At 37.5% G+C, this 17385-nt stretch carries 16 protein-coding genes; 7 read left to right on the top strand and 9 right to left on the bottom strand.

Features of this window, described 5'->3' with window-relative positions:
* Positions 1-70: 70 nt before the first annotated feature.
* From BUA96_RS13500 to BUA96_RS13530, 7 genes are all read right to left on the bottom strand, one after another.
* Positions 71-1585, bottom strand: coding sequence for a carboxypeptidase regulatory-like domain-containing protein (locus tag BUA96_RS13500; RefSeq protein WP_072983961.1), 1515 nt, complete (start codon positions 1583-1585; stop codon positions 71-73).
* On the bottom strand, positions 1575-2993 hold the full coding sequence (locus BUA96_RS13505; protein WP_072983962.1) for a CsgG/HfaB family protein: 1419 nt from the start codon (positions 2991-2993) through the stop codon (positions 1575-1577). Before BUA96_RS13505 ends, BUA96_RS13500 begins: the two co-directional genes overlap by 11 nt.
* Positions 2994-3002: 9 nt before the next feature.
* Positions 3003-3410, bottom strand: a complete 408-nt coding sequence (locus tag BUA96_RS13510; protein WP_072983963.1) for a curli production assembly/transport component CsgF — start codon at positions 3408-3410, stop codon at positions 3003-3005.
* A 2-nt stretch (positions 3411-3412) separates the two neighbouring features.
* Positions 3413-4135: a CsgE family curli-type amyloid fiber assembly protein gene (locus BUA96_RS13515; RefSeq protein ID WP_128755733.1), complete on the bottom strand. Its 723-nt coding sequence runs from the start codon at positions 4133-4135 to the stop codon at positions 3413-3415.
* A 39-nt stretch (positions 4136-4174) separates the two neighbouring features.
* Positions 4175-4681, bottom strand: a complete 507-nt coding sequence (locus BUA96_RS13520) for a hypothetical protein (RefSeq protein WP_072983965.1) — start codon at positions 4679-4681, stop codon at positions 4175-4177.
* 104 nt (positions 4682-4785) lie between these two features.
* Positions 4786-6027 (bottom strand): hypothetical protein, encoded by a 1242-nt coding sequence (locus BUA96_RS13525; RefSeq protein ID WP_072983966.1) that lies wholly within the window; start codon positions 6025-6027, stop codon positions 4786-4788.
* A gap of 397 nt (positions 6028-6424) precedes the next feature.
* Positions 6425-8608 (bottom strand): glutamine synthetase III family protein, encoded by a 2184-nt coding sequence (locus BUA96_RS13530; protein WP_072983967.1) that lies wholly within the window; start codon positions 8606-8608, stop codon positions 6425-6427.
* A 202-nt stretch (positions 8609-8810) separates the two neighbouring features.
* Between BUA96_RS13530 and BUA96_RS13535 the strand changes: the two genes are divergently transcribed.
* A complete protein-coding gene (locus tag BUA96_RS13535; RefSeq protein WP_072983968.1) occupies positions 8811-9827 on the top strand; it encodes a glutamine synthetase beta-grasp domain-containing protein in 1017 nt (338 codons plus the stop codon).
* A gap of 106 nt (positions 9828-9933) precedes the next feature.
* Here BUA96_RS13535 and BUA96_RS13540 read toward each other — a convergent pair whose 3' ends face one another.
* Both BUA96_RS13540 and folP read right to left on the bottom strand, forming a co-directional pair.
* Positions 9934-10884, bottom strand: coding sequence for a calcium/sodium antiporter (locus tag BUA96_RS13540; protein ID WP_072983969.1), 951 nt, complete (start codon positions 10882-10884; stop codon positions 9934-9936).
* A gap of 57 nt (positions 10885-10941) precedes the next feature.
* Positions 10942-11775, bottom strand: coding sequence for a dihydropteroate synthase (gene folP / locus BUA96_RS13545; protein ID WP_072983970.1), 834 nt, complete (start codon positions 11773-11775; stop codon positions 10942-10944).
* Positions 11776-11912: 137 nt separating this feature from the next.
* On the opposite strand from folP, the gene BUA96_RS13550 reads away from it, so the two are divergent.
* The 6 genes from BUA96_RS13550 to prmA are packed head-to-tail and all read left to right on the top strand — an operon-like array spanning position 11913 to position 17384.
* A complete protein-coding gene (locus BUA96_RS13550; protein WP_072983971.1) occupies positions 11913-12464 on the top strand; it encodes a DUF1599 domain-containing protein in 552 nt (183 codons plus the stop codon).
* Positions 12465-12469: 5 nt separating this feature from the next.
* The gene (locus tag BUA96_RS13555) at positions 12470-14182 is read left to right on the top strand and encodes a BT_3928 family protein (RefSeq protein ID WP_164916942.1); all 1713 of its coding nucleotides are present in this window, start codon (positions 12470-12472) and stop codon (positions 14180-14182) included.
* Positions 14179-15255, top strand: coding sequence for an ABC transporter permease (locus BUA96_RS13560; RefSeq protein ID WP_072983973.1), 1077 nt, complete (start codon positions 14179-14181; stop codon positions 15253-15255). The genes BUA96_RS13555 and BUA96_RS13560 overlap by 4 nt, the downstream gene beginning before the upstream one ends.
* Positions 15256-15310: 55 nt before the next feature.
* Complete coding sequence (locus tag BUA96_RS13565) at positions 15311-15793, top strand: TlpA family protein disulfide reductase (protein WP_072983974.1); 483 nt, start codon at positions 15311-15313, stop codon at positions 15791-15793.
* Positions 15790-16539 carry a triose-phosphate isomerase gene (gene tpiA / locus BUA96_RS13570; protein ID WP_072983975.1) on the top strand — a complete coding sequence of 250 codons (750 nt, stop codon included), beginning with the start codon at positions 15790-15792 and terminating at the stop codon, positions 16537-16539. Before BUA96_RS13565 ends, tpiA begins: the two co-directional genes overlap by 4 nt.
* 8 nt (positions 16540-16547) lie before the next feature.
* Complete coding sequence (gene prmA, locus BUA96_RS13575; protein ID WP_072983976.1) at positions 16548-17384, top strand: 50S ribosomal protein L11 methyltransferase; 837 nt, start codon at positions 16548-16550, stop codon at positions 17382-17384.
* Position 17385: the final 1 nt, after the last annotated feature.

Raw genomic sequence — 17385 nt, forward strand, 5'->3', positions numbered from 1 at the left:
TTATTTGGCAAAAGTAAGAAATAAAAACGTCCTGATATTTCAGGACGTTTTTAAAAAAAGCTTTTTACTACTATTCCCAATCTGGCATTGAAGCGTTAGTGAAGAGTAGGTCGTCATCACTAGAGCTATTATTCGAATTTAAATCTACAGTGTAAATTGATGGTATTGCAGTCAAATTATTGGCTTGTCTTGTTAGAATTATTTGTCCTTCAGAGGGAGACCATCTTGGATCTAAGTCATTTTCTCCTTGATCAACATCAGTCTCCAATGCTAGACTAATTCCTGTACTGAAATCATAAATAAATACGCGGCTCTCAAAAATTCTATATTGATTATTTTGTGATCCCGATAAATCTCTGGTGTATAAAAGACGGTTGCCGTTAGCATCTAGGTCTAGTCCTCCTGCAGCACCATTATAGTTTACTAATACTTGATTGACTATCATCTGAGTAGCAGTATTGAATGTGAAAATATTCGTCTGATACCCATTGATGTTATTCGTTTTGAGGGCTATTATATTCTGATTGAAATCTGAAACCGCTATTTCAGTTATTAAACTGCCATCAGGTGTTTGATAAATCAAATTGGCGCCAGTTCCATTTAAGCTAATACTATATAACTTATCGTAGTTGGGATAATAAACAGCACTACCATTTTGAGCCCAAGCAAAGTCTACCTCACTAATCTTAAAACCATTTACCGGTATTGAACCTGTGAGTTTTTTAACATCGCTGCCATCAGCATTCATGGAATACAAGTGAACAGTGCTTCCTTCTGTTCTAAGAAACGCTATTTTACCTGTTTCCTTATTAGCCCGCGGTCTAAAACTATTGGTATTTGATGAAGTTAGCTGGTATTCTGCATAAACGCCATCATCACTCTCGGCTCCTGCATAAATCACACTATTCCCATTCTCGATTCGTGTAAATAAGAATGGTGTATCATCTAAAGTTCTTGTCGTAAATTGTTTAACTGAGCTTAAAATCTGCTCATTTTCGCCATCACTTGCTGAAACTTGCCAGAAATACGTTGTACCTAAAGTCAATTCATTTATGCTAAATATGGTATCGTTTTCAATCGTAAATACTTCTTTGGTATTTGCATCTGCATTTCGTAACTCTAACTCATAGGTAATATCATCAGAATCATTTTTAGATGAAGACCACACAAAAGTTGTGTTTAAATCAACGTTTAATGTATTGTCTGCTGGCTGGATCAATTCTGGTGCTTTAGGTGGTATATTATCGGTTTTGGATATCACAAGTTCAAAAGCAACTGTACTGGTTTGATTTGCACTAACGACTACAGCTTCAAAAGCGGTCACATAACCATCCAACTCAGCCTGTACCGAATAATCGTCTTCATCTATTGGCTCAATAGTAAATCTGCCTTCTTCATCCGTAAATACAGTTGATGACGCAGGGTTTGTAGATATACGAACATTAGAGATCGCTGTTTTACTTTCATCACTTACAACTCTTCCTGATAAAGTACCTTGCCCTACAAAATCTATAGTATCCTCACTACAAGAAATTAGACCAATAGCTAGGATTAATAATAAATATATATGTTTTCTAATTTTCATTTGTAACACTATTTAAGTTATCACTTTTCTTAAACCCAAATCGATATTGTATACCAAACCCTATATTGTAATAAAAATCATCTCGTTTGCCATTTTCAACCCCATCTAATAAATCACTTAAAACCAAATTCTGTTCAGCAATTAATTTAAAATCTAATGACTCATTCAAAGTATAAATTAAACCTAAGCCGTATTGCATTTTAAAGAAACTTCTAGTCAGATCATCTTGGTCTGTTTCTTCAGACCTGTGATCAAAAATAAATCCTGGACCTGCGTAAATAAATGGTCCAAAATTGTCATTGGGTAGAATATTAAATCGTGCATTAAGATCTACACTCAGATACTCATTTTTATATTGATAATCATTATTGGCTTGAAACAAGCTCGCAGCAAGCTCAACATCAAAACTATTTGTAAGGCTATGTCCATAATCCGCTCTAAAGTAAAAGCCCGGTTTCTGCTGAGAATAATCCCCATCAATTAAACTCACACCAGACATTACTGAGAAGTAATTAGGTTTTTGTTTCTCTTGAAAAATTCGATCGTAAAGTTTGATGGATTGCTCTTCTTTTTTTTCTTGAATGTAAGATTCAACAAGTTCTTGATTAACTTGGTTACCTCCTTTTGCAGACCAATACCCATCCTGTACTCCCTCAATGATCAAAGCTTTTACGGCTTTCTCTACTGCATCTTTTACAGCGAGTTGTACAGGTTCATTCTGTGTGATACCTGTTTCTGCCTCAAGCAATCTTTGGAATTTTACAAATCTAAAAAAGCTTGCATCCAGAGCTTGAGACAGGATGGTTTTAGAAATATATACTGTTTTAAGAATTTCTCCATTGCTTGTAGAAACCATTCTTAAATACACTGTAATTCTATCTTGACGATATTTGGTAGATCCTCCAATACCGAAATAACGAGCACCTAAACCACCAGTAACAATATTGGTGTCATACGAAACTATACCTCCTTCTAAAATAATACCCGCATACTTAAGAGGTGGCAAGGGAGGTTCATTCGGATTTAAGTTCTTAATATATTCCTGCTTTGTATTTCGAATAATATTCCTTTCAGTGGTGAGATTACTTAAGTTCTCTCGTTCAATAGGTATAAACCAATTTGAATCCTCTAATGCTTTCAGAAGAATTGCTGTGGCTCCTTGAGTAACGGCTGTACTAAAGGTACTACCATTTTCAACTGATTTATACTGTCCTGTTTGATCCCTAAAATTGTAAACTGCAACTTCTACTGGTGTTTGCGCATCGGGTAGATCAAGTAAATTTTGTGTGCTTCCAGAAAATTCTCCTTGCCGTGCTTCTTGCTGAATTATAGGTTGGTTGAAATAAGCTCCACAAGAATTAAGTAATAATCCGCCTACAAAAAGCAGGAATAACTTATATATTTTCATAATGTGTAATTAATTGGGTACTATGACTTGGGTAGTCTCTCCTGTCGAGGTATCTAAAATATTAATAACTAATCCCTCTGTTGATTCAAAAACTTCAACATTTAAGGATCCAAACGTAAATGTGCCTTCTTCCGTAAAATCTCCTATACTCTCAACCTGAGCATTTAATAGTGTTCGAGATAATTGACTTAATATTTGTCTATTCAAATTATCCCCAAAACTTTCTAATTCTGTTTGTTCATCTCTAGAATCTGAACTTGCACTGTGACCATTTTGTGCAGATGCCGAACTCAATAGCCACTGATAATTAAACGTATCCCCCCCAAATGCTGGGTTAATAGGTTTGTAGGTAAGTTGCTGGGCTTGCATTGTCCCTCCAACTATAAAAAGAAATGAAAAAAAATAGAAGTACTTCATAATTAATATCTAGTAATTTGATCTTTGGTATTTTGTATTTGCTGAAGTTGCGCAACTACTCGATTAAATGCCATATCTGATTGTCGCTTTAAAAATTCTTGTGAAGGATTGGAAAAAAACTGCCAGACAAGCTGATTATCTACCTTAACTGAAATTCGAGTTGTTCTAGCCCGAAAAGGTAATTCGTCAATCACAATGTCTTTTTCTGATTTCAAACCTGATAAATAATATTTTGAATAAAACAGCCTATAAAAATCCTGTCCCATTTTAGTAATAGAATTTTCAACTACAAGACCTTGAACAAAAAAACCATCTTGAGATGGTGCCATATCATTGTTAGCTGGGTGCTTTGGCTTATCTAAAACAATCGATTCACTAACATTATTATCATTAAGTACAACTCGGTCTTGCCCTAATGGTTTACCCTCCAAACTGTAGACAACCAACATTACTATTACACGTCGTTCTTCTGCCCTACTAATTGTAATTTTATTCAAACGCTCCCTTGACTGACTAGCCAAACCAAATCTTCCTACTAAAGAATCTTTTTTTACCCTATTGTCCTTATCTCTTATAAACGTTGCAAACTCATATTTAAAGCTTTGATCCGCCAATGACTTGTTTTCAGCAATAGCCAGAAACTCATAAAATTCACCACTATCCTCCACTAGTATTTTTGCTTCAATTTCTTGATTGATGAATTGAGCGTTTACAGTTGAATACATAAACACAAAAATGAATATAGATAGTGCAGAGTATCTCACTTATTTAAAGCTTCTTACTATAAGAGTTTTTGAAAAACCCGTTTGTTTAAATTGGAGCGATTCTGATAATGTGCTTGAGCCATATTTATCAAAGGTTAAATTTGAACCATCTTGAGTAAGGTTCAGATTAATAGTTTCTCCCGGAAGATTGACGTAATCGACAACTTTATTGTTAGAACCATTTTGAATAACGTTTGCTACCGCGTGATCTGCAATGTATTCAAAGCTCAAATCATTATTACTCCCATTCTGTCTAACATTAATATCTGAACTATTAGTTTGAGTATTGATGTTAATAGTGTTAAACTCTCCCACCTGAGTTAAATACACTTGATTATTTTTAGGAAGGGAATTATTCACTCTTGGTATTTCATAAACTCCAGAATTAAAAAGAGACAGCTTATCTCTATCTACATCAGGCTTACTATCTGTTGCAAAAGTTTGCGCAGATATGTTTGTAACTATTCCTAAGAAGAAAAGCACTATTAGTGTTTTTAAATAAGTCATTTTTAAGAGAATTAAGTATGATGTTCAATTCTATATAGAAGCAAGAGGGTGTGTTACTCACACCCCCTCGATTCTTACAATTCATTAAAATGAATTATTAATTTCTAGTAACCTGAAGGAGTTGTACGTACTTCAGGAGTTAAGTCAAGAGTTCCTTGCCCTGGAAAATCTTCTTGCAAAGCAGTGAAACTATTTGAACCACCTCCGCCTTGAGTATGCGTAGCAGTATGACCTGTACCAAATTGAGAAATAATCGCAGAACCTTGTGACCATCCTTGAGTAAGATCAATCTTATGGTCAGAACCATTTTGGTATAAATCTGCGTACTGGCTGTAACCGGATTGACTTACATCAACTGTATTATCAGTCCCCATTTGATGTACAAAAGCTTCTTGACCTCTAGTAGTCTGATTTACTCGAGCTAAGTTATCTGCACCATCTTGTAAAACTCTTGCGTAGCTACCCGGATCTCCGTAAGGATCTATACTTTCTTGGTTAATAATAGCATTGTTTCCAGTGGAACCCATTTGGTGTACATAAGCTTTATCACCAGCTCCAGCAACTAGGTCAACGTCATCACCTGTTTGAGTGATTGTAGCTTTGTTATCGTCAGAATCTTGATCAACATAAGCTTCAGCGTAATTATTTTCTTGAGTAATAGTTGCACGGTTACCTTGAGTTTCAATTTGCTCCACTACAGCTAAGTTATCTATACCGTCTGTATATACTGTAGCCATATTCTTAGCACCTGACACAGCATAAGATTCTTGATTCACTCTGGCTTTATTACCAGTACCCATTTGATCTACATCCGCTTCATTACGAGGAAAACGCGCATTCGGAGCTCCTGGTTGGTTAGGTTTACCTACTTGGGTAACTTTAGCCATATTACTATCTCCAGATTGATTAACGTCTGCCTTACTTTGATCATACGTTTGTTTAACTTTAGCATAGTTTCCTGTTAAGACATCAGTAGACCCAGACTGAGTTACTTTTGCCCAATTGCCTACAGCTGCCATACCAGTTCCTTGAATAATAGTAGACATGTTTCCTAAATCATCTTGATCCACATAAGCTTTATTGTCTGAACCTCCTTCTTGAATAGCAGAAGATGTGTTTGATGTTCCGACTTGATCAACCTTAACGAGGTTATCAGCTCCAAACTGAGATGTTTCAGAAGCGTTTGTTGTTCCGTTTTGAACCAAGTTTGCCTTGTTCATAGTTCCTGCTTGATAAACATCTCCAGTATTTGAAGTTCCGCTTTGACTCCCCGTTGAAGTGTTCTGTTGAGCAAAAGCAACTGCCCCAAACATTAGCGCACCAGCGCATAGAATTACTTTTTTCATGATAGAAAAGTTTTTAATTAATAATATATAGAATGGTTAATAAAATACTATTTCAATCTTTTGACATCTATGAGAGGGGAACTCAGGTCAAAAGTAACTTTGAGGGGAGGTTGAGACATTATACATTGCGTCTCAATGCGATGCTAATTTATAAAAATCTAAAGCTCAGATTTTAAGAAGATTGTAACTTTTCGATGAAATCCACAAATCAATATAACGTTGTAAATAATAAACCTAGAGTTTAATTGACCTCAACACCAAGAAGGGAAAAATCCCCTTTATAATCACGAAAATAAATTTGTAAGATTTCACTTACTTAATTGGTAGGAATTTCACAATTAATTCATACATTATTAATATTACTATCCAGAGAGAAGCAAGAAACATTTAGTAAAGTTTAATTTAAATTAAGCAGTTCACGATTTTTAGCCAACGGCCATAACTTGTCTTCAACCATAAGTTCGAGTTTATCTGAAGCATACCGTATAGAATCAAAAAATGGTAATACTTTAGTCTGGTACACCTCTGCTCTTTCTTTAGTATCTAGTGCATTAGCCTCTTTTCTTGCTTCGATCATAAAACTTATTTCTTTATTGATCGTACTAATATATTTCGATATTTTCTGAATAAGCTCTAGCTGTTCTTGAGCCAACTCTTGATAGTCGGCTTCGTAGATATTCTTTAGGCCATTTACATTTTTAATCAATAGATTTTGATAGCGTATCGCTGTAGGAATTATATGATTTCCGGCAATGGCACCCAGAACTCTACTTTCAATCTGAATTCTTTTAATGTATTCTTCTAATTCAATATCATAACGCGCTTTAAGCTCAACGGTATTCATCACTTCCATTTCTTCAAATAGGCTTGAAACTTGCTTTCCTATTTGAACTTTTAAAGCTTCGGGAGTAGTTCTATTATTACTCAGTTTTCGCTTCTTGGCCTCCTTTTCCCATTCTGCACTATAGCCATCACCTTCAAACCTTATTTTTTTAGAAGACTTTATATACTCGCGCAGTACATTAAAGATCGCATCATCTTTTTTCATGCTCTCCTTATCTATTAGCTTATCTACTTCTGCTTTAAAATCTTTAAGCTGTTTGGCTACGATCGTATTTAAAACAACCATGGGTCTTGCGCAGTTTGTAGTGGAACCTACGGCTCTAAACTCAAATTTGTTTCCGGTGAACGCAAAAGGTGATGTCCTGTTTCTATCAGTATTATCTAACAGGATTTCAGGAATTTTACCTACCACATTGAGTTTTAAATCTGTTTTTTCCTGTGGAGAAAGTTTTCCATCTGTTACTTTTTCTAATTCGTCAAGAACAGCGGTTAATTGTTTTCCTATGAATACCGACATAATTGCGGGCGGTGCCTCATTAGCACCCAATCTGTGATCGTTAGAAGCCGAGGCCACAGACGCTCTAAGCAATGCTTCGTTTTCTTGAACTGCTTTAATAGTATTTATAAAGAAGGTAAGAAACTGTAAATTTTTCATCGGAGTCGTACCCGGACTTAACAAGTTGACTCCGGTATCTGTTGCCAGGGACCAGTTATTATGTTTTCCGCTCCCGTTTATTCCGGCGAACGGTTTTTCGTGAAAGAGCACTTTTAAATTATGGCGGCTAGCAACACGATCCATCAAATCCATTATAAGCGAATTATGATCTACCGCAAGGTTGGCTTCCTCAAAAATTGGAGCCAACTCAAATTGGTTTGGTGCGACCTCATTATGCCGTGTTTTAACAGGGATTCCTAAAAGCATACATTGCTGCTCGAGTTCTTTCATAAAATTAAGTGCACGTACCGGAATAGACCCAAAATAGTGGTCATCTAATTGTTGCCCTTTAGCCGGAGCGTGACCAAGCAAGGCTCTCCCGGTTTGCATGATGTCAGGGCGAGAAGCTGCCAATGCTGAATCTATCAAAAAATATTCCTGTTCCCATCCCAAAGTAGCCGTGACTTTAGTAACACTTTTATTAAAATATTTAGCAACCTCTGTGGCGTGATGATCAATGGAGTTGAGCGCTCTTAACAAAGGGGTTTTGTTATCTAAAGCCTCTCCTGTATACGATACAAAAACAGTAGGAATACAAAGGGTGGTATCTAAAATAAATGCCGGCGATGTAGGATCCCAAGCGGTGTACCCACGCGCTTCAAAGGTATTTCTAATTCCACCGTGAGGAAACGATGACGCATCTGGTTCTTGTTGAACTAATTTTGCTCCCTCAAATTTCTCGATAGCCCTTCCTTCTGAAGTTTGTTCAAAAAACGCATCATGCTTTTCTGCCGTAGCTCCGGTTAAAGGCTGAAACCAGTGCGTATAATGGGTTGCACCCAATTCTAACGCCCACTGCTTCATTCCGGCAGCAATACTATCTGCCATTACACGATCTATTTTTGCTCCTGTGTTTATTGCGTCTTCCACTGCTTCAAAAGCATCCTGAGATAAAACTTGACGCATCGCATCTTTTCCAAAAACGTGTTTACCAAACAACTCAGAGCGCTTTTGTGTTTCTAGGATCGTTACCGGCTTTCTGTTTAGGCTTTCTTTTAGGGCAAAAAATCGCAATGTCTCCATTTTAAGGCTAATTTTTATGAAATTCAGAATTCAAACGTACAAAAATATATGATTTCATAATACACCCCTATTTTTTGGGGGGCTTATTAAATTTATTCCGTTAATAAGAAGCATCACCCCCTATTTTTTAAAGATGCAGATATTAAAGAAATGTTATATTTGTTTCTAGTTTAATTCAAAAAAAATTTAAAATCAATTTATTATGGGCAAATCAAAATTAGAGTATCTCTGGTTGGACGGTTATACACCTACTGCCAATCTTAGAAGTAAAACCAAAGTAGAAGAAGATTTTAGCGGGAAGTTAGAGGACTGTCCTGTTTGGTCTTTTGATGGTTCTTCAACAAAACAAGCCGAAGGAGGCTCTTCTGATTGCTTATTGAAGCCCGTTGCAATATATCCAGATCCTGCTCGTAGAGATGGATACTTAGTAATGACTGAGGTTCTTAATGCAGATGGTACTCCACACGAGTCTAATGCAAGAGCAACAATCGATGATGAAGATGATGATTTCTGGTTCGGTTTTGAACAAGAATATTTCATTATGGATAAAAACACACAACTACCTTTAGGTTTCCCTGTTGGTGGTTATCCTGGTCCTCAAGGTATGTACTATTGCTCTGTAGGTGGTAAAAACACACACGGTAGAGCATTTGTTGAGGAGCACGCAGATCTTTGTATCGACGCTGGTCTTAACTTTGAAGGTATCAACCAAGAGGTTGCTAGCGGTCAGTGGGAATTCCAACTGTTTGCAAAAGGAGCTAAAAAAGCAGGTGATGAAATCTGGGTAGCTCGTTATTTACTACAAAGACTTACTGAAGAGTATGGTTACTATATTGAGTACCACCCAAAACCAATTAAAGGTGACTGGAACGGTTCTGGTATGCACGCTAACTTCTCAAATACAACTTTAAGAACTGCTGGCTCTAAAGAAGTATACGACACTATCTGTGAAGCTTTCCGTCCTGTAACTTCTGAACATATTGCAGTATACGGTGAGTTTAACGATCAGCGTTTAACTGGTCAGCATGAGACTGCTTCTATTCACGATTTCTCTTACGGAATTTCAGACCGTGGAGCTTCAATCCGTATCCCAATTATTACTGTAGAGAAAGGATACAAAGGATGGTTAGAAGATCGTCGTCCTGCATCTAACGCAGACCCATACAAAGTAGCGGGTCGTATCGTTAAGACTGTAAAAACAGCTGAGAAAAAAATCTAATCTTTTTTTTCAATAGAAAGGAAAGCCCGCAACTTGCGGGCTTTTTTTATGTTTAAAAAGGAAACTATTTTGAGAAGTGGATGCCGTCTTTTTTAGTCACTAGATATTAACTAAATGCCAGCCCAATAAAAACACAATACGCTGCAAATAGAATGAAGCCTTTCCAACGGTTTAATTCTAATTTTAAGGGAAGATAGCCTAGCGGAAGTAACACCACGGCAAATCCTAATAACCAAAACATATTATTTAAAATACTGTCGTCGAGCACGCGTATGGGAGTGATCATAGAAGTCAATCCTAAAACCGAAGCAATATTGAAAATATTAGAACCTATAAGGTTTCCTAAAGAGATCGCTTTTTCCTTTTTCATCGCAGCTATAATCGAAGCTGCAAGCTCAGGAACACTTGTACCTATAGCAATTACCGTTACCGAAATCGCATAATCACTCACACCAACTGATTTTGCAAGATCCTTAGCGCCCATTACCAGCCATTCTGAACCAAAATATAATGCCGATCCTCCTATGAGGAGCCATACCACAATTTTAAAGTAAGACGTTTTAGAGAGTCCGGCGTCGATCTCATCATTCTGTCCTTCTTCTGTTGGTCGGGCATTTTTCGCTCTGCGAATTAGCAAAACAAGGTATGCGATCAATGCAAAGAACAAAACAAACCCTTCTAGCGCAGAAATCATAGCATCGTTTACCAGAGCCAAATAAAGACCTAGTGAAAACAACACCATCACCGGCCAGTTAAATTTGAAAAAATCACTGTCTATACCTAAAGTCGAAATGATTGCGGTGAGGCCTAAAACAAGGGCTATATTGGCAATATTGCTGCCAATTACATTGCCTAAGGCGATATCAGGCGAACCGTCTAGTGCGGCTTGAAGACTTACTAAAAGTTCAGGTGCAGAGGTTGCAAAAGAAACCACCGTTAAACCGATAACCATTTTAGAAAGATTCAGCTTAAAGGATAGCCCCACGGAAGCCCTAACGAGAAACTCCCCTCCCACTACTAGCAGCATCAAGCCTATTAAAACATATACAATACTCATCAAACTTTATTTTGTGGCTGCGAATATAAACAACCCATTAGTAATAGAGTTGCCAACTTAATTTGAGCCCTTGAGTGCTTGATGTAAGCGTACCGTTTGTACCGCTTCCTTAACATCGTGCACACGTAAAATTGACGCTCCTTTTTTTAGCGCAATCATATTTAAGGCAGTCGTACCATTTAAGGCTGAGTTTGAATCCACACCTAATGTTTTTGTAATCATAGATTTGCGCGATAGGCCTATTAAAATTGGTAGCTCAAGAACTTGCAGTTTTTCGGTAGCATTTAGTAATTCAAAATTCTGCGCTACGGTTTTTGCAAAGCCTAAGCCGGGATCTACAATAAGATCATTGACTCCAAGCGCTCTTGCTGCTGCAACCCTTTCGCTCAAATAAAAAACCACATCGTGAACAACATCTTCATATTCCGTAAGATCTTTCATCGTCTGTGGCGTACCACGCATATGCATCATAATATAAGGCACTTGTAGTTTGGCAATAGTGGTAAGCATTGCCTCATCAAGAAAACCAGCACCAATATCATTGATTAAGGCAGCTCCAGAGTTTACTGCTTCTTGAGCGACTTTAGATCTGAAGGTATCAATAGACAATAAAACATCTGGAAAATTTTTCAGTATTAAGTTTACGACAGGAATTAGACGTGCACACTCCTCGTCTACGCTAATATCCTGAGCTCCGGGCCGCGAACTGTAAGCACCAACATCTATAAATGTAGCGCCATCGTTGAGCATTTTTTCTGCCTGTGCTAAAATATCTTTCTCATTTTTATAACTTCCACCATCGTAAAATGAATCTGGCGTTACGTTTAAAATCCCCATCACTTTCGGAATTTCAAAATCTATAAGTTTTCCTTTACAGTTAATGCTAGTCATGAATTGAGGGATGTTTTTCTAGATTGCTTATTTTAGGCGAAATTTACAGAAATTAGATGACCTCGATGCGCGAATGCACAGGTTTGAGCGTACATCTTTTATTCCTCTCAATACTATTTAGAATAATTTACAAGTTAATGGAGCAAACTTCAGCACAATACGACGCAGTCATAAAAACGTGTCGGGATTTATTTTCTAAAAAAATGAGCGATTACGGAAGCGCTTGGCGTATACTAAGACTTCCTTCGCTTACTGATCAAATTTTCATAAAAGCGCAGCGCATACGCGGTTTACAAGAAAATGCGGTTCATAAGGTTGATGAAGATGAATCTTCTGAATTTATAGGTATCATTAATTATTCAATTATGGCTTTGGTTCAGTTAGAGAAAGGTGTTGTTGACCAGCCAGATCTTAATCTGGAAGAATCGCTTGAAGCCTATGACAAGCAGATCAAGATCACTAAAGATTTGATGATGAATAAAAATCACGATTATGGTGAAGCCTGGCGGGATATGCGCATCAGTTCGTTTACAGATCTCATCTTACAAAAACTCTTGCGCGTTAAGCAAATTGAAGACAATAAAGGCAAAACGCTCGTTTCTGAAGGCATAGACGCAAATTATCAAGATATGATCAATTATGCGGTTTTTGCACTTATTTTAATTGAAGAATCTCATTCAAATAACTGATCATTTTGAAAAAACTCATTGGCTTTATACGCGTTTTTGTTGGCGTATTGTTTATCATCTCAGGCTTTGTTAAACTCAATGACCCTGTTGGTTTTTCATTTAAACTTCAAGAGTATTTTGCTCCAGATGTCTTGAATATGGAGTTTATGAGTCCGTTTGCATTAGGACTCGCCATCATTCTTGTTATCGTAGAACTCGTTCTAGGTGTTGCGCTCATCATTGGCTACTACAAGCGCCTAACGATGTGGCTACTTTTATTAATGATCATATTCTTTACGTTCCTCACCTTTTATTCGGCCTATTTTAATAAAGTGACAGATTGTGGTTGCTTTGGTGATGCATTGCCGCTCACACCCTGGCAATCTTTCACTAAAGATGTGATTTTGCTGATAATGATTGTTTTCCTGTTTATCCACATCAAACACATCAAGCCGTTTTTCTCAAACTTTAGTAGATCGATCATCATATTTGCCACATTTATCGCTTGTTTGAGTTTTGGATATTATGTTTTAATGCATTTACCGGCAATCGATTTTAGAGCGTATAAGGAAGGTGTAAATATTAGCGAAGGGATGACCATCCCTGAAGGTGCGCCGGAAGCCGTATTTGATTATCACTGGAAATTCAACATCAACGGAGAGGAAAAAATTATTACAACGCAAGGGGAATATCCTAGCAGTGACGGAGAGTTTGTAGCAGTAGAGACCGAAGTTGTTGAGAAAGGCTACGTGCCTCCGATTCACGATTTTACCATTGAGAAAGACGGTGATAATTTCACTGAAAAATTCTTAAACACTCCAAATCTTATTGTGATCATCGCTTACGACCTCAGCAAAACAGAATGGAATGGCTGGCCGGTGATTAAAGAGCTTACCAACCAAGCGCTCAAAAAAGGATATTCGGTTATTGGGCTTACAGCTTCGGGAGATGCTTCGGTTAATGATTTAAAAGAAAAACAAAACATCAATTTTGATTTTTACTTTACCGATGCTACTACCTTAAAAACTATTGTGCGCAGTAATCCGGGTATTGTAAAATTGCACAACGGAACCATTATTCAGAAAAGACACTGGAACGATGCTGATGAAATTGAGCTTGAAACACTTCCTTCAGCAAAAACCTCACTTGATCTGAAGTTAAAACATCGTCTGGATAGTATCGCGCGTTATGATCAATTATACCGACCAATTCTACAGGAAACCGATGAGCAAAAACGCAAAGCATTAGCTGAAAAATCTGGTCTAAACCTTGAAGATTATTCCGGTGACCTTTGGAAAAAACAGCGTATGATTGACACCAGTAACCTTAAAATCGTAAAACACATTCTTGATACACAAGGTTACCCCGGCAAATCTGTGGTGGGCGAACCTACAAATCTCATTGCGCTCGATGTAATTGAACACAATCCTATTCAGATTGAACAATATCTTGAGTTGTTTAAAATAGCTGCCGAAGCCGGTGAAATTCCTAAATCTAGAGTTGCTGTTCTTGAAGACAAGTATTTAATGCAGAATAACAAAGAACAACTTTACGGAAGCCAGGCGCAAATAACTGCAGCCAACGGATTTTTCATTTGGCCGATCAAAGATGTTGCGATGGTTAATGAGCGTAGAAAAGCCGCCGGATTTGAGCGTAGCATTGAAGAATATGTAGCCGATTTAATGGGTGAAGACGCTAAGTTTAGAGCCCTCAAACTTTCTGAAATCAAAAGACTCTGATTTTTTATATTTTAAATAAATTAGGATATGCACTACTCACACTCTTTGGGGTGATTACCGTAGTGTTTTTGTTATTCACCGTTTTACCCGGTGATCCCGCAAGAATGATGCTTGATCAAAATGAAGATCCTGAGCAACTTGCGATCATCAAACACAAATACGGTTTTGATCAGCCGGTGCTGACGCAATACGGCTATTATTTGAATGATCTTTCGCCGATTTCTATTCATCAAAATACCGGAAACGGCTATACCAGCCTTGCATCAGAAAAATACGCGTACACTAAGCTTGTAGATTTTGGTGCGCGTTCTTTGGTTTTAAAAAAGCCCTACTTAAGAGAGTCCTTTCAGAAAACCGGAAAAACCGTTGTTGAGGTTATTTCAGAAACCTTACCCAATACGATCGTTCTTGCGGTAAGCGCTATTTTTATCGCGATCAGTTTAGGTATCCTGTTGGGCATTGTTTCCGCAAATATGCGTGATACGTGGCTCGATAAAACCATTCAGGTGATCAGCACTTTTGGGATGAGCGTTCCTAGTTTTTTTAGTGCGATCCTCTTTGCGTGGTTATTCGGTTTTGTGCTGAATAAGTATACTAACTTGAATATGACCGGAAGCCTATATGAGATGGATGATTTTGGCGAGGGCATTCACATTCAGCTTAAAAACATCATTTTACCGGCGATCGTTTTGGGAATACGACCGCTTGCCGTTGTGATTCAATTGATGCGAAATTCTTTACTCGAAGTTTATAATCAAGAATACATACGCACAGCGAAAGCTAAAGGGCTTAATCAGCGTCAGATCGTTTGGCGTCACGCACTTAAAAATGCTTTGAATCCCGTCGTTACCGCTGTTTCTGGTTGGTTTGCTTCGATGCTTGCCGGTGCCGTCTTTGTAGAATATATTTTTGGGTGGAATGGACTTGGTAAAGAAGTAGTAGACGCGCTGAATACTTTAGACCTTCCTATAATTATGGGGGCTGTTTTAGTAATAGCTACAACTTTTATTCTCATCAACATTCTCGTAGACATTATTTATGGAATTCTAGACCCTAAAGTGCGTATTAGATAGGTCAAATGTTGTAGAATACGCCGACTAATCCTAATTTTATAATTTATTTCATTTTATGAAAAATACACTTACAATTTTAGCAATCTTGCTTATTTCATTTGCCTTTTCACAAAAAAAGTCATTTTCTGAGGAAGCCATACAAGATAAATTACTGGATTTAGACGGTTCTGAAATTGCATTTAAAGATATTATTGAGCAGCATAAAGGCCAAAGTGTCTTGATAGACATCTGGGCATCTTGGTGTAAAGACTGCATTGCAGGATTTCCCGATCTCAAAAAACTACAACAGGATAATCCTGACTTGGATTACATCTTCCTTTCGTTAGACAAAGAGATTGACAGATGGAAGGCTGGGATCAAAAAATACGATCTCAAAGGTGATCATTATTATATAAAATCAGGCTGGAAAGGTCCACTATGCAGCAGTATAGATCTAGACTGGATTCCGCGTTACATTTTGCTCGACGCTTCCGGAACCATTAAAGTTTATAGAGCAATAACTACTAAAGACAATCAACTACTAAATCAAATACAATGAGAAAAAATATCGTAGCCGGTAACTGGAAAATGAATACCGATCTTGCAGACACGCAAGAATTAATCGCCGGACTCAAAAAAATCTCTAAAACTTCAGATGCTGAAGTAATCATCGCACCTCCTTTTACCAATCTTTATTCTGCTTTTGAAACGCTTAAGGACTCTGATATTGAGGTAGCGGCGCAAAATATGCATCAATCCTCTTCTGGTGCTTTTACCGGTGAGATCAGTGCAGCTATGCTTAAGGGTGTTGGTGTAAAAACGGTTATTCTTGGTCATAGTGAGCGTCGTGCTTATTTTGGCGAAAAAGAAGATCTGCTTGCTGAAAAAGTAAACGCAGCGCTAGAAAATGAAATGAAAGTGATCTACTGTTTTGGTGAAGAACTAAAAGATCGAAACTTTGGAGAGCATTTTGAGGTTGTAAATAAGCAAATCAGTCAGGCGCTTTTTCACCTAGACGCAGACGCTTGGAAACATATTGTATTAGCGTATGAGCCGGTTTGGGCAATTGGTACAGGTGAAACTGCCAGTCCGGAGCAAGCACAAGAAATGCACGCTTTTATCAGAAAAACTATTGCAGACGAATATTCTAAAGAAATCGCTGATAATGTTACCATCCTTTACGGAGGAAGTGTAAAACCAGCTAATGCTAAAGAAATCTTTTCTAAACCAGATGTTGACGGTGGTCTTATAGGTGGTGCTTCTTTAAAAGCAGAAGACTTTATGACCATTGTAAATGCATTTTAAATCTATTTATGGCAGAGGTATATGCTGAATATGAGTTTAAGGTCAATCCGGTAAATCCCGGTGCCGAAATACTCATTGCAGAGTTGAGCCAACTTGACTTTGAAAGTTTTGATGAGACAGACGAGGGTGTAAAAGCATACATCCTCGCTTCTTTAGATAAAGAAAATTTACTCGACGAAGTCTTTATTCTTAACAATCCTGAATTTGAAATCACTTATTCCATTAACACCATTGAACCGGTGAATTGGAATGAAGAATGGGAGAAGAACTTTGAACCCATTGAAGTAGATGGTATTTGCTCTGTGCGGGCTCCTTTTCACCCTAAACCTGATATGGAATATGATATCGTGATCGAGCCTAAAATGTCTTTTGGCACCGGGCATCACGAGACCACCCATTTGATGATCAAGCATCTTATTAAAATAGATGTCAAAGGAAAAAGCACACTCGATATGGGTTGCGGCACTGGTATTCTGGCAATTTTTGCTGCCCTTAAGGGTGCAAAACCAGTTGATGCTATTGATATTGATCCTTGGTGTTTTGAAAACACAGTTGAAAATAAGTCCCGAAATGATGTAGATTTCATTAAGGCTTACGAAGGTGATGCGACGATGCTAGGCGATACGCATTATGATTTGATAATCGCTAACATCAATCGCAACATTCTTTTACAGGATATTCCTACGTATGCTAAATGTCTGAATCACGAAGGAATTCTTCTTTTAAGTGGATTTTATACGCAAGACATTCCTGCGATTACTAATGTGTGTAATCAGCACGGTTTAAATTTTATCATGAATTTTGAAAAAAATAACTGGGTAGCGTGTAAATTTGTAAAAAATTAAT

The organism is Leeuwenhoekiella palythoae, from assembly GCF_900130045.1.
GTDB lineage: Bacteria > Bacteroidota > Bacteroidia > Flavobacteriales > Flavobacteriaceae > Leeuwenhoekiella > Leeuwenhoekiella palythoae.

What these genes read in the sequence shown, in the direction of transcription:
- BUA96_RS13515 (WP_128755733.1), bottom strand. Translation starts at nt 4,135, where the DNA reads ATGTATTCAACTGTAAACGCTCAATTCATCAATCAAGAAATTGAAGCA.
- BUA96_RS13505 (WP_072983962.1), bottom strand. Translation starts at nt 2,993, where the DNA reads ATGAAAATATATAAGTTATTCCTGCTTTTTGTAGGCGGATTATTACTT.
- BUA96_RS13510 (WP_072983963.1), bottom strand. Translation starts at nt 3,410, where the DNA reads ATGAAGTACTTCTATTTTTTTTCATTTCTTTTTATAGTTGGAGGGACA.
- prmA (WP_072983976.1), top strand. Translation starts at nt 16,548, where the DNA reads ATGGCAGAGGTATATGCTGAATATGAGTTTAAGGTCAATCCGGTAAAT.
- folP (WP_072983970.1), bottom strand. Translation starts at nt 11,775, where the DNA reads ATGACTAGCATTAACTGTAAAGGAAAACTTATAGATTTTGAAATTCCG.
- BUA96_RS13535 (WP_072983968.1), top strand. Translation starts at nt 8,811, where the DNA reads ATGGGCAAATCAAAATTAGAGTATCTCTGGTTGGACGGTTATACACCT.
- BUA96_RS13540 (WP_072983969.1), bottom strand. Translation starts at nt 10,884, where the DNA reads ATGAGTATTGTATATGTTTTAATAGGCTTGATGCTGCTAGTAGTGGGA.
- BUA96_RS13565 (WP_072983974.1), top strand. Translation starts at nt 15,311, where the DNA reads ATGAAAAATACACTTACAATTTTAGCAATCTTGCTTATTTCATTTGCC.
- tpiA (WP_072983975.1), top strand. Translation starts at nt 15,790, where the DNA reads ATGAGAAAAAATATCGTAGCCGGTAACTGGAAAATGAATACCGATCTT.
- BUA96_RS13520 (WP_072983965.1), bottom strand. Translation starts at nt 4,681, where the DNA reads ATGACTTATTTAAAAACACTAATAGTGCTTTTCTTCTTAGGAATAGTT.
- BUA96_RS13525 (WP_072983966.1), bottom strand. Translation starts at nt 6,027, where the DNA reads ATGAAAAAAGTAATTCTATGCGCTGGTGCGCTAATGTTTGGGGCAGTT.
- BUA96_RS13550 (WP_072983971.1), top strand. Translation starts at nt 11,913, where the DNA reads ATGGAGCAAACTTCAGCACAATACGACGCAGTCATAAAAACGTGTCGG.
- BUA96_RS13500 (WP_072983961.1), bottom strand. Translation starts at nt 1,585, where the DNA reads ATGAAAATTAGAAAACATATATATTTATTATTAATCCTAGCTATTGGT.
- BUA96_RS13530 (WP_072983967.1), bottom strand. Translation starts at nt 8,608, where the DNA reads ATGGAGACATTGCGATTTTTTGCCCTAAAAGAAAGCCTAAACAGAAAG.